Annotated in this window: 22 protein-coding genes, 1 tRNA gene and 1 pseudogene; 10 read left to right on the top strand and 14 right to left on the bottom strand. The window is 60.7% G+C overall.

Going from position 1 to position 23961, the window contains the following annotated elements; translation table 11 throughout:
• Positions 1 to 128: 128 nt before the first annotated feature.
• On the bottom strand, positions 129 to 2000 hold the full coding sequence (locus BRPE64_RS00110) for a phosphoenolpyruvate carboxykinase (GTP) (protein WP_044041010.1): 1872 nt from the start codon (positions 1998 to 2000) through the stop codon (positions 129 to 131).
• Positions 2001 to 2479: 479 nt separating this feature from the next.
• Between BRPE64_RS00110 and BRPE64_RS00105 the strand changes: the two genes are divergently transcribed.
• Complete coding sequence (locus BRPE64_RS00105) at positions 2480 to 3496, top strand: D-2-hydroxyacid dehydrogenase family protein (protein ID WP_016343941.1); 1017 nt, start codon at positions 2480 to 2482, stop codon at positions 3494 to 3496.
• A 6-nt stretch (positions 3497 to 3502) separates the two neighbouring features.
• On the opposite strand, the gene BRPE64_RS00100 is transcribed toward BRPE64_RS00105, so the two are convergent.
• Genes BRPE64_RS00100 through BRPE64_RS00090 form a run of 3 tightly spaced genes read right to left on the bottom strand, consistent with a single transcriptional unit; the run spans position 3503 to position 5278 of the window.
• A complete protein-coding gene (locus BRPE64_RS00100; protein WP_016343940.1) occupies positions 3503 to 3979 on the bottom strand; it encodes an OsmC family protein in 477 nt (158 codons plus the stop codon).
• Positions 3980 to 3997: 18 nt separating this feature from the next.
• Positions 3998 to 4870 carry a patatin-like phospholipase family protein gene (locus tag BRPE64_RS00095; RefSeq protein WP_016343939.1) on the bottom strand — a complete coding sequence of 291 codons (873 nt, stop codon included), beginning with the start codon at positions 4868 to 4870 and terminating at the stop codon, positions 3998 to 4000.
• Positions 4871 to 5278: a PaaI family thioesterase gene (locus BRPE64_RS00090; RefSeq protein ID WP_016343938.1), complete on the bottom strand. Its 408-nt coding sequence runs from the start codon at positions 5276 to 5278 to the stop codon at positions 4871 to 4873. It lies immediately after the preceding gene.
• A gap of 175 nt (positions 5279 to 5453) precedes the next feature.
• Between BRPE64_RS00090 and BRPE64_RS00085 the strand changes: the two genes are divergently transcribed.
• Positions 5454 to 5529, top strand: a tRNA-Lys gene (locus BRPE64_RS00085).
• A gap of 83 nt (positions 5530 to 5612) precedes the next feature.
• On the opposite strand, the gene BRPE64_RS00080 is transcribed toward BRPE64_RS00085, so the two are convergent.
• Positions 5613 to 5999 (bottom strand): DUF488 domain-containing protein, encoded by a 387-nt coding sequence (locus BRPE64_RS00080; RefSeq protein WP_016343937.1) that lies wholly within the window; start codon positions 5997 to 5999, stop codon positions 5613 to 5615.
• Positions 6000 to 6212: 213 nt separating this feature from the next.
• On the opposite strand from BRPE64_RS00080, the gene BRPE64_RS00075 reads away from it, so the two are divergent.
• Positions 6213 to 7592 (top strand): MFS transporter, encoded by a 1380-nt coding sequence (locus BRPE64_RS00075; protein WP_016343936.1) that lies wholly within the window; start codon positions 6213 to 6215, stop codon positions 7590 to 7592.
• A 3-nt stretch (positions 7593 to 7595) separates the two neighbouring features.
• Here BRPE64_RS00075 and dbpA read toward each other — a convergent pair whose 3' ends face one another.
• On the bottom strand, positions 7596 to 8978 hold the full coding sequence (dbpA, locus tag BRPE64_RS00070; RefSeq protein ID WP_044041009.1) for an ATP-dependent RNA helicase DbpA: 1383 nt from the start codon (positions 8976 to 8978) through the stop codon (positions 7596 to 7598).
• A gap of 4 nt (positions 8979 to 8982) precedes the next feature.
• Positions 8983 to 9177: a hypothetical protein gene (locus BRPE64_RS00065; RefSeq protein ID WP_016343934.1), complete on the bottom strand. Its 195-nt coding sequence runs from the start codon at positions 9175 to 9177 to the stop codon at positions 8983 to 8985.
• A 169-nt stretch (positions 9178 to 9346) separates the two neighbouring features.
• Between BRPE64_RS00065 and BRPE64_RS00060 the strand changes: the two genes are divergently transcribed.
• Positions 9347 to 10213, top strand: a complete 867-nt coding sequence (locus BRPE64_RS00060) for an AraC family transcriptional regulator (protein ID WP_069915700.1) — start codon at positions 9347 to 9349, stop codon at positions 10211 to 10213.
• Between the two features lie 186 nt (positions 10214 to 10399).
• Here BRPE64_RS00060 and BRPE64_RS33590 read toward each other — a convergent pair whose 3' ends face one another.
• Complete coding sequence (locus tag BRPE64_RS33590) at positions 10400 to 10552, bottom strand: serine hydrolase (RefSeq protein WP_232519186.1); 153 nt, start codon at positions 10550 to 10552, stop codon at positions 10400 to 10402.
• 439 nt (positions 10553 to 10991) lie between these two features.
• On the opposite strand from BRPE64_RS33590, the pseudogene BRPE64_RS33580 reads away from it, so the two are divergent.
• The 5 genes and pseudogenes from BRPE64_RS33580 to BRPE64_RS00040 all read left to right on the top strand — a co-directional run.
• Positions 10992 to 11132 (top strand): annotated as a pseudogene (locus BRPE64_RS33580) (IS30 family transposase); the annotation flags it as partial.
• Positions 11133 to 11227: 95 nt separating this feature from the next.
• Positions 11228 to 13330: a right-handed parallel beta-helix repeat-containing protein gene (locus BRPE64_RS00055; protein ID WP_144063299.1), complete on the top strand. Its 2103-nt coding sequence runs from the start codon at positions 11228 to 11230 to the stop codon at positions 13328 to 13330.
• Between the two features lie 11 nt (positions 13331 to 13341).
• Positions 13342 to 13584, top strand: a complete 243-nt coding sequence (locus BRPE64_RS33575; protein WP_016343931.1) for a D-Ala-D-Ala carboxypeptidase family metallohydrolase — start codon at positions 13342 to 13344, stop codon at positions 13582 to 13584.
• A 232-nt stretch (positions 13585 to 13816) separates the two neighbouring features.
• Positions 13817 to 14002, top strand: coding sequence for a hypothetical protein (locus BRPE64_RS00045; protein WP_144063298.1), 186 nt, complete (start codon positions 13817 to 13819; stop codon positions 14000 to 14002).
• Positions 14003 to 14012: 10 nt separating this feature from the next.
• Entirely contained in the window at positions 14013 to 14690 is a 678-nt protein-coding gene (locus tag BRPE64_RS00040; protein ID WP_084675706.1) for a glycosyl hydrolase family 28-related protein, read from the top strand.
• Here BRPE64_RS00040 and BRPE64_RS00035 read toward each other — a convergent pair.
• The 3 genes from BRPE64_RS00035 to BRPE64_RS31795 all read right to left on the bottom strand — a co-directional run bounded on the left by BRPE64_RS00035 (position 14687) and on the right by BRPE64_RS31795 (position 16335).
• Positions 14687 to 15499 (bottom strand): VPA1262 family N-terminal domain-containing protein, encoded by an 813-nt coding sequence (locus BRPE64_RS00035; protein ID WP_269765227.1) that lies wholly within the window; start codon positions 15497 to 15499, stop codon positions 14687 to 14689. The two genes, BRPE64_RS00040 and BRPE64_RS00035, sit on opposite strands and share 4 nt — an antisense overlap.
• Positions 15500 to 15637: 138 nt before the next feature.
• On the bottom strand, positions 15638 to 15853 hold the full coding sequence (locus BRPE64_RS32675) for a hypothetical protein (protein ID WP_144063297.1): 216 nt from the start codon (positions 15851 to 15853) through the stop codon (positions 15638 to 15640).
• Positions 15854 to 15924: 71 nt separating this feature from the next.
• Entirely contained in the window at positions 15925 to 16335 is a 411-nt protein-coding gene (locus BRPE64_RS31795; RefSeq protein WP_051180261.1) for a TnsA endonuclease N-terminal domain-containing protein, read from the bottom strand.
• Positions 16336 to 16844: 509 nt separating this feature from the next.
• Between BRPE64_RS31795 and BRPE64_RS00020 the strand changes: the two genes are divergently transcribed.
• A complete protein-coding gene (locus tag BRPE64_RS00020; RefSeq protein WP_084675705.1) occupies positions 16845 to 17900 on the top strand; it encodes a DUF4365 domain-containing protein in 1056 nt (351 codons plus the stop codon).
• A 158-nt stretch (positions 17901 to 18058) separates the two neighbouring features.
• Here the strand turns inward: BRPE64_RS00020 and gyrB are convergent, their stop codons facing one another.
• The 3 genes from gyrB to dnaA form a co-directional block, all read right to left on the bottom strand.
• Positions 18059 to 20542 carry a DNA topoisomerase (ATP-hydrolyzing) subunit B gene (gene gyrB, locus BRPE64_RS00015; protein ID WP_044041844.1) on the bottom strand — a complete coding sequence of 828 codons (2484 nt, stop codon included), beginning with the start codon at positions 20540 to 20542 and terminating at the stop codon, positions 18059 to 18061.
• 112 nt (positions 20543 to 20654) lie between these two features.
• A complete protein-coding gene (gene dnaN, locus BRPE64_RS00010; protein WP_016343926.1) occupies positions 20655 to 21758 on the bottom strand; it encodes a DNA polymerase III subunit beta in 1104 nt (367 codons plus the stop codon).
• Positions 21759 to 22009: 251 nt separating this feature from the next.
• The gene (gene dnaA / locus BRPE64_RS00005; protein WP_016343925.1) at positions 22010 to 23608 is read right to left on the bottom strand and encodes a chromosomal replication initiator protein DnaA; all 1599 of its coding nucleotides are present in this window, start codon (positions 23606 to 23608) and stop codon (positions 22010 to 22012) included.
• Positions 23609 to 23961 lie beyond the last annotated feature (353 nt).

The raw sequence follows: 23961 nt of genomic DNA, 5'->3' as shown, positions 1-23961 counted from the left end.
AAAGACTGTTCGCGCCAATTTTGACAGTGTAGGCGCCGATAAAACGAGCCCGCCGAAGCGGGCCCGGAATAAAGGGATTGATTCGGTTTCGAACATCAATCACCTGTAATACGCCGAAACATGCACGCTCATGCGGTGAGACGCTTCTCCATGTCGGCCTTGGCTTCGGGCAATGCGTCGGGCAGACCGTGCTTCAGTTTGGCGAAAAGCTCGTCGTGCAGCGCCAGTTCGTCGCGCCAGGCGGTGTCGTTGACCGAGATGACCTGCTCGAACTGCTCGCGCGTGAAGCCGAGCGCGCCCCAGTCGATGTCATCGAAGCGCGGCGAAATGCCGAACGCGTGCTCCTCGCCCTGCGCCGTGCCTTCGATCCGGCCGACCATCCAGCTCAGCACGCGCATGTTCTCGCCGAAGCCCGGCCAGACGAATTTGCCGTCGTCGCCCTTGCGGAACCAGTTGACGCAGAAAAACTTCGGCGTCTTCGCGTTCTGCGCTTCCAGACGTTCGCCCATCTTCAGCCAGTGGCCGAAGTAGTCGCTCATGTTGTAGCCGCAGAACGGCAGCATCGCGAACGGGTCGCGGCGCACGACGCCTTGCTGGCCCGCGGCGGCGGCGGTCGTTTCCGAGCCCATCGTCGCGGCCATGTAGACGCCATCCGTCCAGCCGCGCGCTTCGGTCACGAGCGGCACCGTGTTGGAGCGACGTCCGCCGAAGATGAACGCGTCGATCGGCACGCCGGCCGGATTTTCCCAGTCCGCGTCGATCGACGGACACTGCGACGCCGGCGCCGTAAAACGCGCGTTCGGATGCGCCGCTTTCGCGCCCGTTTCCTTCGCGATCTGCGGCGTCCAGTCGCGACCCTGCCAGTCGATCAGATGCGCGGGCGGCGTGTCCGTCATGCCTTCCCACCAGACATCGCCGTCATCGGTCAGCGCGACGTTCGTGAAAATCACGTTTTCCTTCAGCGTCGCCATGGCGTTGAAGTTGGTCTTTTCGCTCGTGCCCGGCGCCACGCCGAAATAGCCCGCTTCCGGGTTGATCGCGTAGAGGCGGCCGTCGCGGCCCGGCTTGATCCAGGCGATGTCGTCGCCGATTGTCGTGACCTTCCAGCCGTTCAGGTCCTGCGGCGGAATCAGCATCGCGAAATTGGTCTTGCCGCACGCCGACGGAAACGCCGCCGCGACGTGATACTTGCGGCCTTGCGGCGAGGTCACGCCCAGAATCAGCATGTGCTCGGCGAGCCAGCCTTCGTCGCGGCCCATGGTCGAGGCGATGCGCAGCGCGAAACACTTCTTGCCGAGCAGCGCGTTGCCGCCGTAGCCCGAGCCGAAACTCCAGATTTCGCGCGCTTCGGGGAAATGCACGATGTACTTCGTGTCGTTGCACGGCCACGGCACGTCCTTGCGGCCATCGACGAGCGGCGCGCCGACCGAATGCACGCACGGCACGAATTCGCCGTTTTCGCCGAGCACGTCGTATACAGCGCGGCCCATGCGGGTCATGATGCGCATGTTCGTCACGACGTACGGGCTGTCCGACAACTCCACGCCGATATGCGCGATCGGCGAGCCGAGCGGGCCCATCGAAAATGGCACGACGTACATCGTGCGGCCGCGCATGGCGCCGTCGAACAGGCCGTCGAGCGTGACGCGCATTTCCTTCGGCTCGATCCAGTTGTTGGTCGGACCGGCGTCTTCGCGACGTTGCGAGCAAATGAACGTACGATCCTCGACGCGCGCCACATCCGACGGATCGGAGCACGCGAGAAACGAGTTGGGGCGCTTGTCGGCATTGAGCTTTTTCATCGTGCCGGCGTCGACCATCTGCTGGCAGAGGCGGTCGTATTCTTCCTGCGAGCCGTCGCACCAGACGATGCGGTCCGGCTTGGTCAGGGCCGCGATGCTTTGCACCCATTCGATGAGTCGTCGGTGCCGGACATAGGCCGGCGCATCGATTTCGACGGCGTATTTATTGTTGTCTTCGACTACTGCGGGCTGGTTCATCGAGCTGTCTCCGTTCTCTGCAATGAAAACCTAGACCCTCAGACGCTGCATGCGAGAGGCTTTTGCGACTCGAACCGCCGGGCGCTTTCGTGCAGTTCCAATGCGCTGTTTCATCGCACGAAATGCGGTTCGCAAGCCATTGCGGCGTCACGGGCATTAATCTCGGGCGCGCAAATCGCGTCAGATCGCGGCTTGCGTCGCCAAGGAACAAACTGTTAAAAAGAGATACTAAGCGGCCGTCTCCTCGCGGATTACCCTGTTTTCCGCTACCTGCGTTCAAACTCTTTATTTTGGCGCGGACGCAAGGCTCCTGAAAAATGGGAGACAAGCATAACATTGCGTCGCCGGTTCGCCGTGATGCAGCGCAATAACGCAGATAGAGCGCAATTGATCGGTATTTACCCGAATTTAAGTACTCTATTCTCGCGCCCGACAAAAAAGCAGCACGTTTGATGCCTAACAAAAGCGAATTAAAGCCCATGAAAATCGCCATCCTTGACGACTACCAGGACGCCGTCCGGAAGCTCGATTGCTTCCATCTGCTCGATGACCACGAGGTGAAGGTCTTCAATAACACGGTGCGTGGTCTCGGACAGTTGGCCAGCAGACTCTCGGACGTCGACGCGCTCGTGCTGATCCGCGAACGTACGCGCATCAGCTCTCAATTACTCGATAAATGTCCGAAACTGCGCATGATCAGCCAGACCGGGCGCGCCGGTGGCGGGCATATCGACTTCGATGCGTGTACGGAACGCGGCATCGCCGTACTGGAAGGCACGGGTTCGCCCGTGGCGCCCGCCGAGCTGACGTGGGCGCTCATCATGGCGGCACAGCGGCGCATTCCGCAGTACGTGGCCAACCTGAAGCAAGGCGCGTGGCAGCAGTCGGGGCTGAAAACGTCCGCGCTGCCGCCGAACTTCGGTCTCGGTCAGGTGCTGCGCGGTCAGACACTCGGCATCTGGGGTTACGGCAAGATCGGCAAACTGGTCGCGGACTACGGCCGGGCGTTCGGCATGAACGTGCTGGTCTTCGGCCGCGAGCATTCGTTGAGCGCCGCGCGCGAGGATGGCATCGCTGTTGCCGAGAGCCGTGAGGCGCTCTTCGAGCAGAGCGACGTGCTCACGCTGCATCTGCGTCTCACCGACGAGACGCGCGGCATCGTCAAGCAGGACGACCTGATGCGCATGAAGCCGACTGCGCTCTTCGTCAACACGAGCCGCGCCGAACTGCTCGATGAAAACGCGCTGCTCAACTCGCTGCATCACAACCGGCCGGGCATGGTCGCGGTGGATGTCTTCGAGACGGAGCCGATCCTGCAAGGCTACGGTTTGCTGCGCCTCGAGAACGTGATCTGCACGCCGCACATCGGTTATGTGGAGCGCGAGAACTACGAGCTTTACTTCGACGCGGCCTTCAGGAACATCCTCGCGTTCGATGCGGGCGATACGTCGAGCGTCTACAACAAGGAAGCGCTCCATCACGCGCGCCGCCGCTGAGCGGAGTCAGATGGTCGAAATCTCGATCGACGGTTCGCAGCGCACCGGAAAATTCACCGAGTTCGCGATGAAGCAAAAGCGGTGCGCCTCTTCGTGCAGGCGCGCCGCGAGACCGGTATCGCCGCCGGCGCCGATCGTCACGCGCGGGCGCAGCAATACGTCGATGAAGCGCCCGTCGCCCTTTGCTTCTTCCTGCATGGTGCCGACGGCTTCATCGACATAACTCGTCACGACGATCTTGTTCGTCGCGCACAGGTGCAGATACCAGAGCATGTGGCACGACGACAGCGACGCCACGAACAACTCTTCCGGATTGTGACGCGCGGGATCGCCGCGAAACGCCGGATCGCTCGATGCCTCGATCGCCGTCTTCGTGCCGATGCGCACGAGGTGATCGCGCGAATAAGCGTCGTAGGACGATGTGCCCGAACCGAGATTGCCGGTCCAGTCGACGGTCAGTTCGTAAGTGTGCTTCTTCGCCACGGTCGTGCTCCTTTGCGTTCATCGAGCGAGATGCGCTGCGGTTTCCATGAGACGCGGCAGGCGTTCCAGAAAATCCTCGCCGTCCGCGCGGCCCAGATCGTAAGCATGTTGCATCTGGGACGGACTCGTATAGTCCCAGCTGGAAATCGGCACCTTGCGCGACGGCTGAACGTAGATACGCTGCTGCTCGCCGTGCGGCACGACGAACATGCGCTCGCGCGGATAGAGGCGCGTGACCATCACGAGAACCCGTCCCGGCGATGAATCGAGCGCGGCGACCGGCACGTTGTCGACCATGCCGCCGTCGAGCACGGGGCGGCCGTTGCGACGCAGGATCGGCGTGAAAGGCGGCGTGCTCGACGATTGCAGGATGAGATCGGCGAGATCTTCGATGCTCGCGCATTCCTGCGCCGTGACGAATTCCGGATGGAAGCCGAGCGCCTGACCGAGCGTCGGATGCAGCGTCTTGCGCACGTACTTTTCGATGTTATACGCGATGAGTCCCGCCGCGACCGCGCTGCGCGCGCCGAGCCAGCGCGGCAGATGCGACACGCCGATGCGAATCTCGGGCGCCTGCGCGAGCGAGGTGAAGCGCTCGGCGAAGATATCGAGCAGGGCTTGCCGGTAAATGCGGTAATGCGGAAACACCGATTGCCCGCGCAGCAGGTTGCCCCAGTACGCGTTTCGGGTGTTGTCGCGCAGCGCGTGGGCGTAGTAGTCCATCACCCAGCGCGACTCGTTCGTGTAGAGCATGCACGCCGTCGCGGCGCCTGCCGAAATCCCGGCGATGATGCGCGGCTTCAGATTCAGCTCTGGCCGGATGACGTCCCAGAAACCGGCTTGCCACCAGCAGCGGTTGCCGCCGCCGGCGAATACGACCTGATCGAACATTTATTTGCTGATGAGCGCGTAGGTTGTCGTGGCGTGCGCGGCGAGTTCGCCTTGCGCATCGCGCAGTTCGATATCGCCGAAGACGAGATTGCGGCCGCGGCGCTGGATGCGCGCGGTGACGAGCACGTCGCCCGCTTTCACGGGGCGCATGAACGTGGTGTTGAGCGAGACCGTGGTCATCGGCGAGAAGCCGCCCATGACGTGCGAAACGGCGACGACCATCGCAGTATCGGCGGCGGCCATGAACACCTGACCGCAGATCACGCCGCCCGCGTGGCGCAGGTGGTCCGAGTACGGCAGGCGCAGCGTGACTTCGTTTTCGCCGATGGTGTCGGGCGCGAGGCGCAGTTCCTTGACCCACGGGGCGAGGATGCTGTCGAGCAATGCGCGAATGGCGGATTCGTCCATGTTTGCCTGTATTGAGCCTCGAAGGATGCGCCATGATAACGGGCTGTCGAGCGGGATCGGCCTGGATGGGACGGATGTAGAAGCGGCGCTCGGTCGAGTTCGTAAAAATATTAAGAAATTTCGGGGTAAGGGCTTGCGCTTCTGAAAAAACCTCCGCTATAATTTCGCTTCTGTTGGGGCGTTAGCTCAGTTGGTAGAGCAGCGGACTCTTAATCCGTAGGTCGAGTGTTCGAGTCACTCACGCCCCACCACCAGATTTATACGAAAAGCCCGGTCATCGCGATCGGGCTTTTTGCTTTCTGGATTCCGTGTAGGCAAGGATCCAGACATCCCCTCAAACCACCTCCGCTCCCCGCGCCACCAGCAACTCCCGCAACACCGACCGATGGCACCGCTCCTCGTGCTCGCAATAACACCCCATCGACATGTTCGTCTGATGCGACAACGCGGCGAGTAAGTCCAGCGTCCGGCTCGCATCCGGCGCCGCCATCTCCGCCTTGAACTTCCTGACGAACGCGTGCCACTCCTTCTCGTCCGCGGCGTGCAGCGCGAGCGTCACCAGATCCGCCGTCGGTGACAAAACCGGATACCACACATCGTAGAAATCGCGCGTCGCGAACTCGGCCTTCGGCACCCCGCGCGGCGGACGCCGCACCGTGCCGATTCGCAACCCTTCATCCGCCGCGCGCGGCGTCCCCAGCCTCACGATTCGAATCGCCATCCATACTCTCCGCAATTTGTCATCGAAACACCAACACAGCGACACAGCATAAGCGCCGCCGATAAGCATTTGAAAGCTCCCACGCACCCGCTCAGCGAAACCCCGCATCTTCCCGTATTGTTTCGGATTATTCTTCTTCCGCTTACATCCGAAATCGCTGCCGTGCCCACCGAAGAACGCCCCCAACACCTGCCTCACGATCCCGACGCCCCGATGACCCCGCTCGAGCGCCGCGGCATGGCCGCGATCCTGCTCTCGGTCGCGCTCGCGACGCTCGATACCGCCATCGCCAACACGGCGCTGCCGGCCATCGCCGCCGATCTGCACACGACGCCCGCCGCCTCGGTCTGGATCATCAACGCGTATCAACTCGCGATGGTCGCGACGCTGCTGCCGCTCGCCGCGCTCGGCGGCATTCTCGGGCATCGGCGCGTGTATCTCGGCGGGCTCGTCGTGTTTCTCGTAGCGTCCGCGCTATGCACGTTCGCGTGGTCGCTGCCGACGCTCGTCGCCGCGCGGCTGCTGCAGGGTCTCGGCGCGAGCGCGATCATGAGCGTCAACGCGGCGCTCATCAGCGCGATTTTTCCGCCGCATCGGCTCGGACGGGGCGTCGGACTCAATGCGCTCGTCGTCGGGATCGCGTTCGCCATCGGGCCGACGATCGCATCGATCGTGCTCTCGCTCGGCACCTGGCCGTGGCTCTTCGCCGTCAACCTGCCGGTGGGCGTGTTCGCGCTCGCCATCGCGTGGCCGTCGTTGCCGCAGACCAAACGCGCCGAGCACGGCTTCGATCGCATCGCGGCCGCGCTCAACGTCGTCATGTTCGCGTCGCTGATCTTCGCGCTCGGCGAGGCAGCCCAGCGTGCGCCCGCGCGCACCGTGCTCGCGGCATTCGGCGTCGCGCTGGTCGCGGGCGTGCTGCTGCTGCGCCGCGAACGCGGTCATCCGGCGCCGATGCTGCCCGTCGATCTGTTTCGCCGCCCGATGTTCGCCCTTTCGACGATGACCGCCATCTGCTCGTTCGCCGCCCAAGGGCTCGCGTTCGTGTCGCTGCCGTTCTTCTTCGAAAGCGTGCTGGGCCGCAGCCAGGTCGAGACCGGATTTCTGATGACGCCGTGGTCCGCGCTCGTCGCGTTGATGGCGCCGATCGCGGGACGCCTGTCCGACCGTCATCAGCCCGGCTTGCTGGGCGGCGTCGGGCTGGCGATTCTGTGTGTGGGGATGGTGTCGCTCGCCATGCTGCCAGCGCAGCCGCACGCGCTGGAAATCTGCATTCGGATGGCGATCTGCGGCGCGGGTTTCGGCTTCTTCCAGTCGCCGAACCTGAAGGCGTTCATGTCGAGTGCGCCGCGCGAACGCAGCGGCGGCGCGAGCGGCACGATTGCGACATCGCGTTTGATCGGACAGGCGACGGGCGCGGCGCTGGTCGCGCTGTGCTTCAGCATCGCGGGGAAACATGGGCCGGCGCTCGCGCTGTCGCTCGGCGCGGGGTTCGCGGGCGTGGGCAGCATCGCGAGCGGCTTGCGGCTGGTGAAGCGAAAAACGTCGAAGGCAGCGGACGGCATCGCGAGCGAGCCGCCGCAGAACGCCTGAGTCTTACATGCGCCGCACTTTGACTTTGCGGCCTTTCAGCTTGCCGGCGCCGAGGCGCCGCACGGCGTCGTCGGCGATGTTCCGGTCGACGGCTACGTAAGTCACCAGATCCATCACGTTGATCTTGCCGATCTGCTTGCCGTCGAAGCCCGCTTCGCCGGTGAGCGCGCCGAGCACATCGCCGGGACGGACCTTCTCCTTGCGCCCGCCGAGAATTTGCAGCGTCGCCATGGGCGGCTTCAGATGGCCCGGTTCCGCCGACGTCAACTCGGCCAGCGGATGCCATTCCACTTCCGCGCGCTGCGCCTCCTCGATCGCGCCGACGCGCCCCATTTCGTCCATGCTCGCGAGCGACAGCGCCCAGCCCTCTTCGCCCGCGCGCCCCGTCCGCCCGATGCGATGCACATGCACTTCCGGATCGGGCGTCACGTCGACATTGATCACCGCTTCCAGTTGGGCGATGTCGAGGCCGCGCGCGGCGACATCGGTTGCGACGAGCACCGAGCAACTGCGATTGGCGAACTGCACGAGCACCTGATCGCGCTCGCGCTGCTCGAGTTCGCCGTGCAGCGTCAGCGCCTCGAAGCCCTGCGCGCGCAACACGTCGAGCAGATCGCGGCATTGCTGCTTGGTGTTGCAGAACGCGATCGTGCTCACCGGGCGATAGTGATCGAGCAAAAGCCCGACTGCATGCAGGCGCTCGTTGTCATCGACCTGATAGAAGCGCTGCTTGATCTTCGCGCTGCTGTGACGCTCGGTCAGCTTGATTTCGCGCGGATTGCGCAGGAACTGCTGGCTCAGTTTCGCGATGCCTTCCGGATACGTCGCGGAGAACAGCAAGGTCTGGCGATCCTTCGGACACTGGCGCGCCACCGACGCGATGTCGTCGAAGAAGCCCATGTCGAGCATGCGGTCGGCTTCGTCGAGGACGAGCGTGCGCACGGCATCGAGCGCGAGCGTGCTGCGCTCCAGATGATCCATGATGCGGCCCGGCGTCCCGACGACGATATGCGCGCCGTGTTCGAGACTCGCGACCTGCGGACGCATCGGCGTGCCGCCGCACAGCGTCAGCACTTTCACGTTGTCCTCGGCGCGCGCGAGCCGGCGGACTTCCTGCGTGACCTGATCGGCGAGTTCGCGCGTCGGGCAGAGGATGAGCGCCTGTACGGCGAACTGGCTGACATCGAGCTTGGTGAGCAGCGGCAACGTGAACGCGGCGGTCTTGCCGCTGCCGGTCTTCGCCTGCGCGATGAGATCGAGGCCCGCCAGCGCGGGCGGCAGGCTCGCGGCCTGGATCGGCGTCATCGTCTCGTAGCCGAGTTGCTGCAGGTTCGACTGCATGGCCGGTGAGAGCGGCAGACTGCTGAAGGAAGTGTCGGTCGTCATGATGTCAGTGCTTGCCGTGCGGCGGGATGTCGGTGACCTGCTCGTAGGTGATCGCGCCATCGGCGGCGTCGTGGCGCTCGACGTAATTGCGCGCGCCGCACATCGGGCAGCGGAACAGCAGGCCCTGGCCCTCGTTCTTGATGAGGACGTCCGGCAGCTCCCATTGCGCGCCGCAGGACTGGTTTCGACAGGTGAACATGTGATGGTTCTCTTTATTGCATCGCGCGCGGGTCGCGGCGCGTTTGCTTGGCTTAAAGGCGGAAGTGTACGCGCGTCTTGCGCCGCTGCGGTCCGCGCAAGTCCGCAAGAAATGCTAAAGCGGGTCGTGCTACTTTTCCTGCATCGAGATGACTTTTCCGGAGCTGGCGATGAGCGAGATCTACCAGGCGCGGCTCGCGCGCGTGGTTGCGTATATCCACGATCACCTCGACGACGAGCTCGATCTCAACCGGCTCGCCGACGTGGCCTGTTTGTCGCCGTATCACTGGCATCGGATTTATCACGGATTTTATGGCGAGACGGCCGCGGCGACCGTGCGGCGCTTGCGGCTGCATCGGGCGGCGAACGAGTTGGTGCGTGGCTCGGGCGCTATCGATACGATCGCCGAGCGCGCGGGATACAGCAGCGTGCAGGCGTTTTCGCGGGCGTTTCAGGCGAGTTACCGGATGGCGCCGGGGCGGTTCCGAAGTGAAGGCGGCGCGTCCATGTTTGTTTCGCTGGATTCTTCAGATTCGATTCGATCGGGAGGTATGGCCATGCATCAGGTAGAAATTCGGAGTCAGGGTCCGTTCACGGTGGCGGCGATGGAGCATCGCGGGTCGTATATGAACATCGGGCGCGCGTTCGAGATGCTGTTTCACTGGCTGGCGACGCGCGGTCTCGTCGATCCGCGGGCGCGCTCGCTCGGCATCTATTTCGACGATCCCGCCGCGGTCGCCGAAGACGAATTGCGCTCGATGGCGTGCTGCGAATTGTTCGAGCCGGATGCGGTGAAGTTCGAGGCGCCGGTGTCGCGCGTGGAGGTCGCGGGTGGGGAGTTCGCGGTGCTGACGCACGTTGGACCGTATGCGCAGCTTTGCTTCGCGTATCAGTGGCTTTATGGTGAATGGCTGCCGAAGTCGGGGCGCGAGACGGGGGACGCGCCGGTGTTTGAGGTCTATGTGAACGATCCGCGCGGGACCGCGCCGGCGGATTTGGTTACGGAGATTTGGGTGCAGTTGAGGGCCGTTGGCTAATTCCTGATCGAAAAAGCCCGCAAAAGCCGGCGTATGCTGCGCCGAATTTCGCGGGCTTCGATGAGGTGGCTCTTAGAAAAGATGTCTTCGGCACCTTATAAATATCAATGGTTCGCAAAAAAGGCCCACGGTTTTTCAAAGGAGGAGCCGTCCGGCGTCCGCGTCGAGACGCCGAGCCACCGTCGTTTAACGAAGCCCTCTAGTGGTGTACCCCGAGCAGTCGCCCATCTTGGCGCAGCGCGAGGCAAAGCAGGGGCCGCCCGCGCTTCTCATCAGCAGCACGGCCGCTGTATTGTCGCTGCCTTCGAGGACGGCGCGCCAGAGGTCTCCGACTGACATCGCGCCTCGCGCGACGTTCGAGTGGGTGACAGGTAAAGCAAAGTCAGGTCTTTCTTCGAATAGCGCACAAGACGGTCAAGCCACTCTTCCGCGCGATCAACGCGCGCCAATACCTGCGCTGCGAGAATTCCCTTGAATGTGCTGCACATCAGAAAGCGCTCGTCGGCGCGATAGCTCGGCGTCCGTTTCGAAGCTGTATCAATCGCAAACACGCCGAGACGACCACCCGCTTCCGCCTCGATGATGGAAAGCTGCCGCCTGAATGGGTCAGGTGCAAAGAGCTCAGGCGAAGCAATGATACCTGCGCTGAACGCCTCATATGTAACGCCCGCTAACGCTGCGCTTAAAACCCTCTCTGCGAAACATCTTCGATCGATCGCCTCATGTTTTTTTAGTATATCTAACTATTACATTAGGACATTCGCGAGTTTTGGTCGCCAGCAGCCTTCTACGACAATACTTTCCAAGGGGTACAGACCTGTCCCCGTGGAGTGATCGGGAGATCCACGCCATTGTTAATACGTTAAACTCAAGGCCGCGGAAAATTCTTGGATGGAAGGCGTCAATTAAGTTTTTGTAGGATTACTTAAGATTAATTCAACAATATAGTGTTGCGACGACTGGTTGAATCCGCCCAATACCGATACCTCCAAGCAACACACTGAAGGAAGACACATGTCCCTGTTATACAAAGTTCAACTTCTCCCGGGCGACTGGGTTCGATTGGATGCGCCGAATGAATTTCTGGCCGGACATCAGTATCGCTTTCAGGATCAGGACGATGAGGCGCTGCTCATTTTCGAAGGCGACACACCGAGCGATGCTGGCGCAAGCACGCTCGCGGCCGGCGACGAGTACACCGTGACGTATCGCAATGGCGCGATCTGGGCTAAGTCGAGTGACGCACTCTCGGTGGTCGGCATCGAAGACCTCGGGCCGGAGACGGGCAATACAATCGACGGCGGCACTACCGCGTTGCTCAAGCAGAACTTCGCCGCTGCAAATGCGATTGCTGCGAGCCAAGATGAACCCGCTTCGCAGACGGATCAGGCTGCGACATACGGCCAACTGCAAGACGCGCTCGCTCAGTTCAACGGTCCCGATGGCGCATCGTTAATCGGCTATCAGCGCAATGCGCCGGGCACTATGCTGCTCGATCTCCAGAGCAAGCTCGATCAGGTCGTCGATATGCGGGACTGGCCGATCCGCGCTGACGACAACGATCACACAGCAGACATCCAGAACGCGCTTGACGAAATATCGCGCGTCGGTGGCGTGCTCAAGGGTGCTCCCGGCACGCTCAACTGCGGAAATCTCCGGCTCACGGGCAGCGGCGTAAAGCTTGATCTCGCGGGAACGACGCTGAAGTTTCACGGCACCGCGGCGGCGGGTTCGAAGCTGGGTCTGCAACTCTTCGGCACAGTCGACGCGCTGCACGTGTGCGGCGGCCGCTTCATCTGCGATGGCGTGCTTGCGAACGGCCACGCGGGAATCTGGAGCAACAGCGGTATCGTCGCGAGCAACGTGTTCATTTACCGGAACTACGTCAAGAACGGCATCAATGGCATCTCGTGCAACGCGAATCTCAGCGGCAGTTTCCGGAACGCGCGCATTTTTCAGAACGTGATCGACGGCACGGTCGGCGTCGATTCTGGCGCCGGCTACGGCATCCACTTCGCCGATGGCTCCGGTCAACCGATCGGCGCGCAGATCTTCGAAAATCACATCATCAACGCGACACGGCATTCGATCTACTTCGCGCGCGGCATCGGCGGTAACGTCTTCGGGAATCAGATTTACGGACATCGCTCGACAGTCGCGGATGGATCGATCCGGCCAGCAATCAACGCGCTCCGATGCAGTGACGTGAACGTGTTCGACAACACGTTCTGCGAGCCAAACGACGGCGGAATGATGATCGGAAGGACCGGTGCGAATGGCCTGCGCAATCGCGCCTACGGCAACACGTTCAAGAAGTCGGCAGCGAGTAACTCAGTGCCATGCCTGATGATCGGATCGCAGAACCCCGCAGCAATCATCACTGATCAGGGCGACCCGAGCGTCGGACAGCCGGAGGGGGCGCCGTCGTCGACGACAGTAGAAAACAATCACTTCGACATCGACAACAACACGTGCGATCCGATCCGCGTGTATTGCGGCATCGGCGTGAAGATCAAAGGCAACACCGGTAACGTCTCCAACGTCGCCGTCGGGTCGCAAGCGATCTACGTGTACGGGACAGGCGGCGACACCTATAACGCGAACCATGACTTCGAAGATAACTCGTTCCAGCTTCCGCCGAGCGCGGTGATAGCGCGTCTCGAAGCGGGACTTGTTGGCACAACGTTCGCGATGCGCTTTCGACGAAACAACTCCGATTACGGCGTGCCGGCATTCGCATGCGCGGTCGCAATGAATAACCCAAACATCGGCATTTTTGAGCAGTCGGCATCCGGACTGTCGATGTCATCCGGCATTTACCCGAAAGGACGTTACGCGATGAAATCGATTCAGCCGTTCGGCCCCGTTACCGTGCCCGGCAGCACGAGCAGCAGTTTGGGCACGCTCACCACAAATTTTTCTATCGCCGGAGTCAAGAAAGGAGACCAAGCCTCAGTGTCGTTCGATCAGATCGGCACCGCAATCGAAGTGATGTCCGCGTACGTGAACTCGAACAACAATGTGCGCGTGATCCTGCTGAATCTTGCGCCGACGTCGACGGCGCTACCTGCGGGCAACGTCGACATCGAAGTGCGTCGAAACACTGTCGATTACTGAGCGGGAGCGGCATGAATCTGACAGCGCATTTCACCCTCGACGAACTGACGCCGAGCCGGGTCGCGGCACGTCGCGGCATCGACAACACGCCGAGCGAGGCCGTCATCGCCAATTTGCGACGCACCGCGCAGACGCTCGAACAGCTCCGTGCGCTGCTCGGTGCCAATGAGAAGAGCGCGCTTTCGGGCGTGCGGAGTCGCGCACCAGCCGTTCCTTTGCGCATCTGGCGCGTAGCGCCCCACGTTTTAACCTAAGCCGCTTCCGGTCGGCTTTTTCTTTGGAGGCCAACGAATGACGCGAGCATGTGACGCCCAGACATCGGCGACGTGTCGAACGTCAGCGACACGGCAGCGCTTCAGCCCGTTGAGCAGGCACCCGACGACGTGGCGCGGTGAACCTTGGGCACTCGACTTCCATGACGCGAACGATCCGACGCATGCCGCGGTGAGCGCATTGGTTCATGCGATGCCGGTAGCGAGCCTGGGCATGCTGAACCCGGATGGCTCGCCGACCCGCGGGGCTCAGAACCGCGTCATGGCCGCACTATTCCTGAAGGCCTACGGCGATCCCGAGCTCGTGCGCACCTCCTCGCAAGCAACCGATTCCGAAGCGCGCCGCGCCATCCGGATGCGCACGAATCGTGGATTCCGAGACCTCCAAACAACACACTGAAGGAAGACACATGTCCCTGTTATACAAAGTTCAACTTCCCCCGGGCGACTGGGTTCGATTGGATGCGCCGAATGACTTTCTGGTCGGGCATCAGTATCGCTTTCAGAATCAGGAAGATGAGGCGCTGCTCATTTTCGAAGGCGACACACCGAGCGATGCTGGCGCAAGCACGCTCGCAGCCGGCGGCGGGTACACCGTGACGTATCGCCATGGCGCGATCTGGGCTAAGTCGAGTGACGCACTCTCGGTGGTCGGCATCGAAGACCTCGGGCCGGAGACGGGCAATGCAATCGACGGCGGCACTACCGCGTTGCTCAAGCAGAACTTCGCCGCTGCAAATACGATTGCTGCGATCCAAGATGACCCCGCTTCGCAGACGGATCAGGCTGCGACATACGGCCAACTACAAGACGCGCTCCCTCAATTCAACGGTCCCGATGGCGCATCATTAATCGGCTACAAGGCACGCACCGTAGCGGCCGAACTCGATGATGGCTGGGCAAACCCCAAGCGATACGGTGCAAAAGGCGATGGTCGCGCTGACGATAGCGTGGCTATCCAAGCCGCCATCGATGAGTTGGCGGCTCGTGGCGGTGGCGTGGTGCGGTTCCCGAATGGCGAGTACCGGTGCAACGTCATCTTGCGCGACGGCGTGCATTTGATCAGCGGCGCAGAGATGTTTGGTTAGTTCTCGTTCGCCTTCTGAATCGAGTTCGAAAGGTGGTAGCCAACGACGGGCTCCATTCGCTCGTCTCTGATCACGATCATTCGATCGTGTAAAGTTCCCTCCGGCAGACCAACCACTTTCATACGGAGGCTGCTCAGTTGCTCTTTCCATGCTCGGCAAGCTGAGACAAGCTTGGTAATACGAGTGCCAACCAGAGTGTCAGGCTGATCCTCTAACGGTCCAAGCGAGTTCCAGTAGAGGATATGTTCGTGCCATGTATCAACCAGCTGCAGATCGAGCTTCTGCGTAAAAATGACATAGTTGCCCTCGCTGAACCCATACTGATTGATCAGCGCTACGCCGACGTCTTCCATGTACGGGTCAAACCAAGCTATGTGTTTGTCCCGATTTTCGGCGAAAAGTCGCTTGAGCCACTCGGCCAGCTCGAGGCGACCTGTATTTTCGCCCTCGGAGTAGCGTTCAAAGAACTTCCCCTTCGATCCTTCCGGCGCAAGATCGCGAACGACACGGGCAATTTGCCGATTGATATCTACCCATGCATCTCTCTGCCCCTTGCGGGTGGTCTGCCTCGACGTATGTGTTTGCCGCGAGAGCTCCTGGACCGCTTCGAGCCGTTTCCGGTCCTTGGATCTTACGGCCTTCGCCAGCCAGTCCGACTCCACCCGCGTAGAAGAGCCGTGCATTTGCATTTGCGTAGATACTTCTCTTACGATAGTCGTACCCCATTGATACAACCGCCGGCGACTCTCGAGGCCTTCTTCGCATGCGTCAATATGCACAGTCAGGGCAGTAAGCGGAGCCGGCCAGATTGATATTGCTTCTGCAACTCGGTAGTTGACGTCACTGTTATGGCACCGGTGGACGCCGCTGTCAGGTGTGCTAGTCCGTCGGCCGTGAGCTGCACGATCCTATGATCTTGACCATCCACTACGACGGACACCCCAACTTTAAAAATATAGTTCTTCATCGTTCGGCTCGCGGATTTGAACGAACAAGGCGGTCGATTCACGCAATGGCTGACGCAGATCGCAGGTCAGCAGATCTTGAGCAAGGAATTGCCAAACTGCCGCGGTAGAACCGAGACGAGCGCTCGCGCGTCCAACGGTAAGCATTTGCTCATCAAGCAGCGGTGCGACAGCCAGTCTTCGTTGCAGGCCGGACAACGGTTTGCCTAGATAGGGGAATAATGTGTTCAGGTTAGGCAGGAGTGCGCCGTCACGAATCTGACTGTCCGTCAAGACCCGAAAAGGTACGCCAAGCTGGGAAAAATGTTCCCCAATACGCCGGAGCCGTCTTTCTCGTCTGGCGCAAGCGCTTTTTCTTCTGGTTTGACCTCAATGAGGAGTACAGCGCCGCTGGCCAGAGTAAGTTCAAAGTCCGGTGTGTACTTCCGCGTTTTTTCTTCGAACGAGTAATAAATCGAGTAGGGTTGTTCGCGATAACTGACGACTCCGCGAGAGAACTCGAAGAGAAGCAATGCGTCACGCTCGATCAATGACTCGAACGCCACTGTTCTGCCTGACTTTTGGGAAGGAAAACGGCCGCGGAAAATCCCACCGGTAGGCCGGACGACTTGTCGTGCGGGGACGTGATGAATCCCCTGCCTAGCCGTCGGCCTGACGGCGGCATGCGGTTTGTTCTGCATGATTCGCTCCGCTTGCAAATTAAAAGGGCGCATTAAACCCTCTCGACTTGCGAGATCAGAAAAAATTGGGCGCAAAAACTTGACCGCAGGCGGGGGATTGACGATACTTCGATTGTCCAGATCGGGTAGCGCCAGCTCCCACTAGCGGGGCAAGCTTCTAATAAAGAGGTTTGCTCCGTTTTTACATTCTTTCCTCCATTTTTTGTTCGCCGCAAATTCATCGGGCGAGCAGAGTCCTGCTTTAAATTAGCATCTTTTCCCAGCAAAGACGTTATTTTATTGAATGTCGGCGCGCGGTCAATGATTATTGCAGTATTTTTCTAGCCCGAACTAGCCGCACTAATCAGCACTCCCAACGCATTGAAATATATAGATAATTTTGCTTGAATTTAAGCCAAGTCACTTTCACTGGTGCAATGTGCAATATTTATTGCATTGGGATTATTCTTGGTTTGAGATCTACGCGAACGTCCAATTCCTGACACTCAAATATACGAAGGAGGTCATCCATGCTAGTAGTCGGAAAGACCGATGCATTCGAGCAGAATTACATGGCCAAGTTCGAGCAACTGGCCACCAATCACGGTGTTTTCGTCAAGTATGAGCGAGATAGGGCAGCGCGTGACATTGGTGTGCACCTCACCAAGGACATGAAATCCGGCAAGAAGCAGGTTACCAACGCGCTCGTATGGTTCCAGATGAAAGGCGTGATGGCATCGACGCTATCGAAGCAGCAGTTTGAAGCAGACAAGGCGATCCATCTGTCGTTAGATATCGAACACTTGCGGCATTGGTATCTCGACAAGGAACCCACGCACCTCGTCGTGTACGTCGAGTCGGCCGATCAGTTCTTGGTGATGAACCTGCAGGAGTACATCACCAATCAATGGGGGCGCGGCATCCTCGCACTAGACCAGAAGACGGCCCGCGTCACGGTTCCGGCGTCGAGTGTGCTGGATGAGCAGGCTTTCGCAATCCTGCTCCGCTATGCCGACATCGCTCAGTGGGCGAAGGCGCTCGGTACTGAGCAAGAAGACACGCGGTTGATTCACCGCGACTACAACCTGATCTACGCCATTGGAACGGCCGGCGAACGTGATGTCGAATACGGTGTGCTGTGGACGAAGTGGCTCAGCAAGATGCGGCACGAACTACGCATTGCCGAGCGCCCCGCGAATTTCGATGGCGATGCCGACGACGGCTGGGACATCGTGCATGAGCACTGGGAACACGGCGGCATCGATCCCGAAGCGAGCTACCCGTATCTCGACCTGTTCAACATCGACGACTACGAGCCTGAGACATTTATGAATCGTTGGGGCGAGGAAGAACTGGCCGAAGATGGCATGCTCTATACGCTGAAGAACGGAGAGAAAGTCTTCGGTCCGAACGCTGCGAACGAATACTGCGAATTCGTTTTTGGCGCTCGTCTAAACGACTACGGCCAGAAACTGTGCGGCTACGTGCACGCATTGGTCAAGATGGGTTTGCTGGAGGTTCGTGAACCCGACGACGAAGAACGAACATTCCTGAGCGTCGCTCCATGGAACAGCCGACTTGTGTGAGGCCTGCCCCTTTGCAGATTCGCAGACGCCGGAAATAGCATAGCCCGGAAGACATCGATAGTCGACCGGGCCATAGAAGTGACCTAATTTTCACGATCGCTGAGAAACAATTTTCATCTCAGCGACACGTTTTTCACTATCTCTGACAACCTACACCCTCAAACATCAATATTCCCCGCCCGCAACGCATTACTTTCGATAAACGCCCGGCGCGGCTCCACATCATCGCCCATGAGCGTCGTGAAAATACCATCGGCCGCAATCGCGTCCTCGATCTGCACGCGCAGCAAACGCCGCACGTTGGGATCCATCGTCGTTTCCCAGAGCTGCTCGGGGTTCATCTCGCCAAGCCCCTTATAGCGCTGCTTGCTGACGTTGCGTTCCGCATCGGCGATGAGCCACTTCATCGCGCTCTTGAAATCGGACACCGCCATCGACCGCTCGCCGCGCTTGATGAGCGCGCCAGCACCAATCAAGCCCTTGAACGTGTCCGCCGTCGACACGAGTTGCTTGTAATCCGCCGTCAGTTGAAGGTCTTCATCGAACACGGTGACCTTCACATTGCCATGATGGCGCCGCTTGACATGCAGCGACCGCACCTCGCGCACTTGGTCATATGCCGCCTCGACCGTGACTTCCGGCTTCAGCGGATCCGCACGCAGCCGCTCTTCGAGACGCTTGGCCGTTGCCTCGGCCGCTTCCTGCGACGACAGATCGATGACCGCGCCATCCATCACCGATTCCAGCGCCGCCGCATCATAGATGCGGCTCAACCGGTCGACCACCGCCTGCGCCAGCAAATACGCGCGCGCGAGTTCGCCCAGCGCGTCGCCGGAAATCGGACTGGCGCCCTCGCTCGGAACCAGCTCCGAGCCTTGCAACGCCAGCTTCAACATATGCTGGTTGAGCTCGTGCGCGTCCTTCATATAACGCTCGTCCTTGCCCGCCTTGATTTTGTAAAGCGGCGGCTGCGCGATATAGATAAAGCCGCGCTCGACGATCTCCGGCATCTGCCGATAGAAGAACGTGAGCAGCAACGTACGAATGTGCGCGCCGTCCACGTCCGCGTCGGTCATGATGATGATGCGGTGATAGCGCAGCTTCTCGAGGTTGTAGTCTTCCTTGCCGATGCCGCACCCAAGCGCCGTCACCAGCGTGACGATCTGCTCGGACGAAATCAGCTTGTCGAACCGCGCCTTCTCCACATTCAGCACCTTGCCACGCAACGGCAAGATAGCCTGAAACTTGCGATCGCGTCCCTGCTTGGCCGACCCGCCCGCCGAGTCACCCTCGACGATATAAATCTCCGACTTCGCCGGATCCTTCTCCTGGCAATCCGCGAGCTTGCCCGGCAACCCGATGCCGTCGAGCACGCCCTTGCGCCGCGTCATCTCGCGCGCCTTGCGGGCCGCATCGCGCGCACGCGCCGCATCGACGATCTTGCCCGTGATGATCTTTGCGTCGACCGGCGTTTCCTGCAGATACTGTTCGAGCGCCTTCGCGACGATTTCCTCGACCGGCGCGCGCACTTCCGACGACACCAGCTTGTCCTTCGTCTGCGAGCTGAACTTCGGTTCCGGCACCTTCACCGACAGCACGCACGACAAACCTTCGCGCATGTCGTCGCCGGTCGTCTCGACCTTCGCCTTCTTCGCGATTTCGTTATCGACGATGTACTTGTTCATGACACGCGTCATCGCCGCGCGCAGGCCGGTCAAATGCGTGCCGCCGTCGCGCTGCGGAATGTTGTTCGTGAAGCAGAGCACGCTTTCGTTGAAGCTGTCGTTCCACTGCATTGCCACTTCGACGGTCACGTTCTCGCGCTCGCCCGTCGCGTAGAACACGTTCGGATGCAGCACCTGCTTCGCCTTGTTGATGTACTCGACGAAGCCCTTCACGCCGCCCGCGAACGCGAAATCGTCTTCCTTGCCGGTACGCTGGTCGGTCAGGCGAATGCGCACGCCGTTATTCAGGAACGAGAGTTCGCGCATGCGCTTGGCGAGAATGTCGTAATGGAATTCGACATTGCCGAAGATGGTCGCGTCCGCCAGAAAGTGCACTTCGGTGCCGCGGTTTTCGGTGTCGCCGACAACGGGCATCGGCGAATACTGCACGCCGTTTTCTTCGACGATCTCGCGGTTCTGCACGACGCCGCGGTGGAACTCCATGAAGTGCTTCTTGCCGTCGCGGCGCACCGTGAGGCGCAGCCACTCCGACAGCGCGTTCACGCACGACACACCCACGCCGTGCAGGCCGCCCGAGACCTTGTAGCTGTTCTGGTCGAACTTGCCGCCCGCATGCAGCTCGGTCATGACGATTTCGGCGGCGCTGCGCTTCGGGTCGTGCTTGTCGTCGCGCTTCAGGCCGGTCGGCACGCCGCGGCCGTTGTCGGTCACGGAAATGGAGTTGTCCGCGTGGATCGTGACGTGAATGTCGTCGCAATAGCCGGCGAGCGCTTCGTCGATGGAGTTATCCAGCACTTCGAAAACGAGGTGATGCAAACCGGTGCCATCCGACGTATCGCCGATATACATGCCCGGCCGCTTGCGCACTGCCTCCAGACCTTCGAGGATCTGAATGGACGAAGCGCCATAGCTGTTGTCAGGCTTGTTGTCGGGTTGCGAATTTGTGTTTTCAGTCATGGATTTTTTCCGGTTCTGCGTCACTGCCTGGGTTACTGCCCGAACTTTCGAAACACCTTAAAAACGCCAAAGGGGCGCGCCGCCCCTTGGAGTGATTAAGGTAGTGAGTGCGTCAGATACGCATCGGCATCACCACGTACTTGAATTCCTCGTTCTCCGGAATCGTGATGAGCGCGCTGGAATTGGCGTCGCCGAGGCTGACCTTGAGCGTGTCGACCTTCAGATTCGCGAGCACGTCGAGCAGATACGTGACGTTGAATCCGATATCGACGCTGTCGCCCTGATACGCGATTTCCAGTTCTTCCTGCGCTTCTTCCTGGTCGGCGTTGGTCGACATGATCTTGAGCTGGCCCGGTTCCACCAGACAGCGCACGCCCTTGAACTTGTCCGACGTCAGAATGGCCGCGCGCTGCAACGAGCGCTGCAGTTCCTCGCGGCCGATTTCGAACGTGTTCTTGTGCGCCTTCGGAATCACGCGCTGGAAATCGGGGAACTTGCCCTCGACGAGCTTCGACACCAGTTCCACCTGACCGAAGCTGAACTTCACCTGCGTCGCGGCGATGTCGATCTGCAGGTTGTCGTCGATGTCTTCGAGCAAGCGCTGCAGTTCGAGAATGGTCTTGCGCGGGATGATGACTTCCTGACGCGCGAACGAGCCTTCGATTTTCATCGACGAGAACGCGAGACGGTGGCCGTCGGTCGCGACCGCCATCAGTTGGTCTCCGTCCACCACCAGCAACATGCCGTTCAGGTAGTAGCGGATGTCCTGCTGCGCCATGGCGAAATACACCATGCCGAGCAACTGGCGGAACGTTTTCTGCGGAACCGAAAGGCTCGCGCCGAAGTCAGTAGCCTGATTGACGGTAGGAAATTCGTCGGCGGCGAGCGTCTGCAGCGCGAAACGGCTTTTGCCGGAACGCACGGTCAGGCGCTTGTCGGAGAGGTCCAGCACGACTTCGCCCGAGGGCATCGCGCGCAGAATGTCGAGCAGCTTGCGCGCGGCGACCGTGGTGGCAATCTGGTCGCTGCCGACGCCGAAATCGGCGCGGGTCGTGATCTGGAGTTCGAGGTCGGTCGAGAGGAACGACACATCCGCGCCGTTCTTGGTAATGAGCAGATTGGCGAGGATCGGCAACGTATGGCGGCGTTCTACGATACCGCTCACGGTTTGCAGCGGCCTTAGAAGATTGTCTCGTTCGGTCTTGACCAGTTGCATAGAGTTCCTTCGTTGATGTGACGGCCCGCCCGCCGGTTTCGCCACCTGATTGGCCGACGGACAACCTCGTACCCGCGTTGCCGGCCCCCCGCCGGTCACTCGCGAAAGCGTGACGCCAAAGCCGCCCAGGCCTTGGGCGGCTAAACCTATATTGTGCCTGAAAACGGAACCGCCCCCTGAAATTGGGGGCGTTATCGTTAAAAAACAGGCTTTCGCGCGCAATATTTGAAGCGTGCGTTCTTCGCCGCGCCTTAGCCCTTCAATGTCTGCTCGAGCACGTGGAGTTCGTGGTTCAGTTGCGCGTCGGTGCTTCGCTCGGATGCGATCTTGCGCACGGCGTGCAGCACGGTCGTGTGATCGCGGCCGCCGAACAGTTCGCCGATCTCGGGCAGGCTCTTTTGCGTCAGTTCCTTCGCCAGATACATCGCGATCTGGCGCGGGCGCGCAATATTGGCCGGCCGCTTTTTCGAGTACATGTCGGCGACCTTGATGTTGTAGAAGTCGGCGACCGTTTTCTGGATGTTCTCCACCGAGATCTGGCGGTTCTGCACCGTCAGCAGGTCCTTCAGCGCTTCCTTGGTCAGCTCGATGGTGATGTCGCGGCCATGGAACTTCGAATACGCGAGGATCTTGCGCAGCGCGCCTTCGAGCTCGCGCACGTTAGAGCGCAGATGTTTCGCGACGAAGAACGCCACGTCTTCCGAGAGACTCACGCCCTCGGAAAACGCCTTGCGCATCAGGATCGCGACGCGCATTTCCAGTTCGGGCGGCTCGATCGCGACGGTAAGACCCGAGTCGAAGCGCGAGATCAGACGGTCGTCGATGCCGGAGATTTCCTTCGGATACGTGTCGCTCGTGATGATGACCTGCGCCTTGTTGGCAACGAGCGCCTCGAACGCGTAGAAGAACTCTTCCTGCGTGCGCGACTTGCCGGAGAAGAATTGAATATCGTCGATGAGCAGCAGGTCGAGCGAATGGTAATAGCGTTTGAAGTCGTCGAACGCCTTGCGCTGGTACGCCTTCACCACGTCCGACACGTATTGCTCCGCGTGAATGTAGCGAATGCGCGCGCCGGCTTTGTCCATCAGCAGCTGATTGCCGATGGCGTGAATCAGGTGAGTCTTGCCGAGGCCCACGCCGCCGTACAGAAACAGCGGGTTATACGAGATGCCGGGATTGTCGGCGACCTGAATGGCCGCCGCGCGCGCAAGCTGGTTCGCTTTACCGGTGACGAAGTTGTCGAACGTGAGCACCGGATTGAGCTTCGAGCGCTCGTACGCGGAATCGTTTTCACCCGCCGCCGAAGCGCCGCCCGGGCGCCACGTGCGCCGGCCCGCGGCGGCTTCGTTGGCGTCGAGGCTCGGCAGGTCGAGATCGGCCTGGTCTTCCTGCGTGGCCTGCGCGTGCTGGGCCGCTTCGGCGGCCAGCGCGTTGATGTGCGCGGTGGCATTGGCATGCGCGACGACCGAAGGCGCTTGCGGCACGGCCGCCGACGGCGCCGGCGCACGCGGCACGGCGGTCATGCCCGACGCACCCGCCACGCCTTGCGCACTCGCGCGCGGCGCGGCGTTCGGACCGCCGCCGATAGCATTGCGCGCTGTCGCCTTCGGATCGAGGACGAATTGCACATCGATCGGCGCGCTGAAGAATTCGCGCGCTACATCGGCGATACGGCCTGAGAACTGGCTCTTCACCCAGTCGAGCTTGAAGCGGTTGGGCGCGGCAATGCGCAGGGTGTTCGCGGCGGCATCGAAGTCGACCGGGGTCAGCGGCTTGATCCACGTGACGTACTGCTGCGGCGTAAGTTCTCGCGCAAGCAGTGCGGAACAGTGTTCCCAGAAATCGTTCATCGAATGCGGTCGTTTTGGTTGCTCCGCGCACCTGCTGGCCGTGCTTGCCGAAATGCGTCGGCAAGTCCCGGCACAGCCGAGCAGACGTGCTCCGGAGGCTTACGCCGCAAGGGTTTGCGGGCGAACGGCGGGCCGAAGCAGCGGGCGGATATTTGGGAGTAAGGCGAGATTCTAACGCCAAACAGGGGCTGCGCGCGAGTTATCCACAGGGACACATCAGCGCGCCGGAGCGCCCCGAAACGCACCCTGCCGGCTGCGGATTCTCGCTAACCTATTGACGGTCAATAGGAAAACGGTTTAAATAGCGGGTTCCGCGAAAACAGAATTCCTGAACCTCCGGCCATCGCGCTTGC

Source organism: Caballeronia insecticola, assembly GCF_000402035.1.
Classification (GTDB): Bacteria; Pseudomonadota; Gammaproteobacteria; order Burkholderiales; family Burkholderiaceae; genus Caballeronia; species Caballeronia insecticola.
The sequence above is the reverse complement of the archived record's forward strand: the minus strand, read 5'-3'. Positions and strand labels throughout refer to the sequence as shown.

Excerpts from the sequence above, each read along its gene's own strand:
- dbpA (WP_044041009.1), bottom strand. The coding sequence starts at position 8,978 with ATGACGACCGACACTTCCTTCAGCAGTCTGCCGCTCTCACCGGCCATG.
- BRPE64_RS00065 (WP_016343934.1), bottom strand. The coding sequence starts at position 9,177 with ATGTTCACCTGTCGAAACCAGTCCTGCGGCGCGCAATGGGAGCTGCCG.
- dnaN (WP_016343926.1), bottom strand. The coding sequence starts at position 21,758 with ATGCAACTGGTCAAGACCGAACGAGACAATCTTCTAAGGCCGCTGCAA.
- gyrB (WP_044041844.1), bottom strand. The coding sequence starts at position 20,542 with ATGACTGAAAACACAAATTCGCAACCCGACAACAAGCCTGACAACAGC.
- BRPE64_RS33575 (WP_016343931.1), top strand. The coding sequence starts at position 13,342 with ATGAATCTGACAGCGCATTTCACCCTCGACGAACTGACGCCGAGCCGG.
- BRPE64_RS00045 (WP_144063298.1), top strand. The coding sequence starts at position 13,817 with ATGCTGAACCCGGATGGCTCGCCGACCCGCGGGGCTCAGAACCGCGTC.
- BRPE64_RS00055 (WP_144063299.1), top strand. The coding sequence starts at position 11,228 with ATGTCCCTGTTATACAAAGTTCAACTTCTCCCGGGCGACTGGGTTCGA.
- BRPE64_RS00105 (WP_016343941.1), top strand. The coding sequence starts at position 2,480 with ATGAAAATCGCCATCCTTGACGACTACCAGGACGCCGTCCGGAAGCTC.
- BRPE64_RS00075 (WP_016343936.1), top strand. The coding sequence starts at position 6,213 with ATGACCCCGCTCGAGCGCCGCGGCATGGCCGCGATCCTGCTCTCGGTC.
- BRPE64_RS31795 (WP_051180261.1), bottom strand. The coding sequence starts at position 16,335 with ATGCAGAACAAACCGCATGCCGCCGTCAGGCCGACGGCTAGGCAGGGG.
- BRPE64_RS00040 (WP_084675706.1), top strand. The coding sequence starts at position 14,013 with ATGTCCCTGTTATACAAAGTTCAACTTCCCCCGGGCGACTGGGTTCGA.
- BRPE64_RS00110 (WP_044041010.1), bottom strand. The coding sequence starts at position 2,000 with ATGAACCAGCCCGCAGTAGTCGAAGACAACAATAAATACGCCGTCGAA.
- BRPE64_RS00020 (WP_084675705.1), top strand. The coding sequence starts at position 16,845 with ATGCTAGTAGTCGGAAAGACCGATGCATTCGAGCAGAATTACATGGCC.
- BRPE64_RS00060 (WP_069915700.1), top strand. The coding sequence starts at position 9,347 with ATGAGCGAGATCTACCAGGCGCGGCTCGCGCGCGTGGTTGCGTATATC.
- BRPE64_RS33590 (WP_232519186.1), bottom strand. The coding sequence starts at position 10,552 with ATGTCAGTCGGAGACCTCTGGCGCGCCGTCCTCGAAGGCAGCGACAAT.
- BRPE64_RS00090 (WP_016343938.1), bottom strand. The coding sequence starts at position 5,278 with ATGGACGAATCCGCCATTCGCGCATTGCTCGACAGCATCCTCGCCCCG.
- BRPE64_RS00095 (WP_016343939.1), bottom strand. The coding sequence starts at position 4,870 with ATGTTCGATCAGGTCGTATTCGCCGGCGGCGGCAACCGCTGCTGGTGG.
- dnaA (WP_016343925.1), bottom strand. The coding sequence starts at position 23,608 with ATGAACGATTTCTGGGAACACTGTTCCGCACTGCTTGCGCGAGAACTT.
- BRPE64_RS00080 (WP_016343937.1), bottom strand. The coding sequence starts at position 5,999 with ATGGCGATTCGAATCGTGAGGCTGGGGACGCCGCGCGCGGCGGATGAA.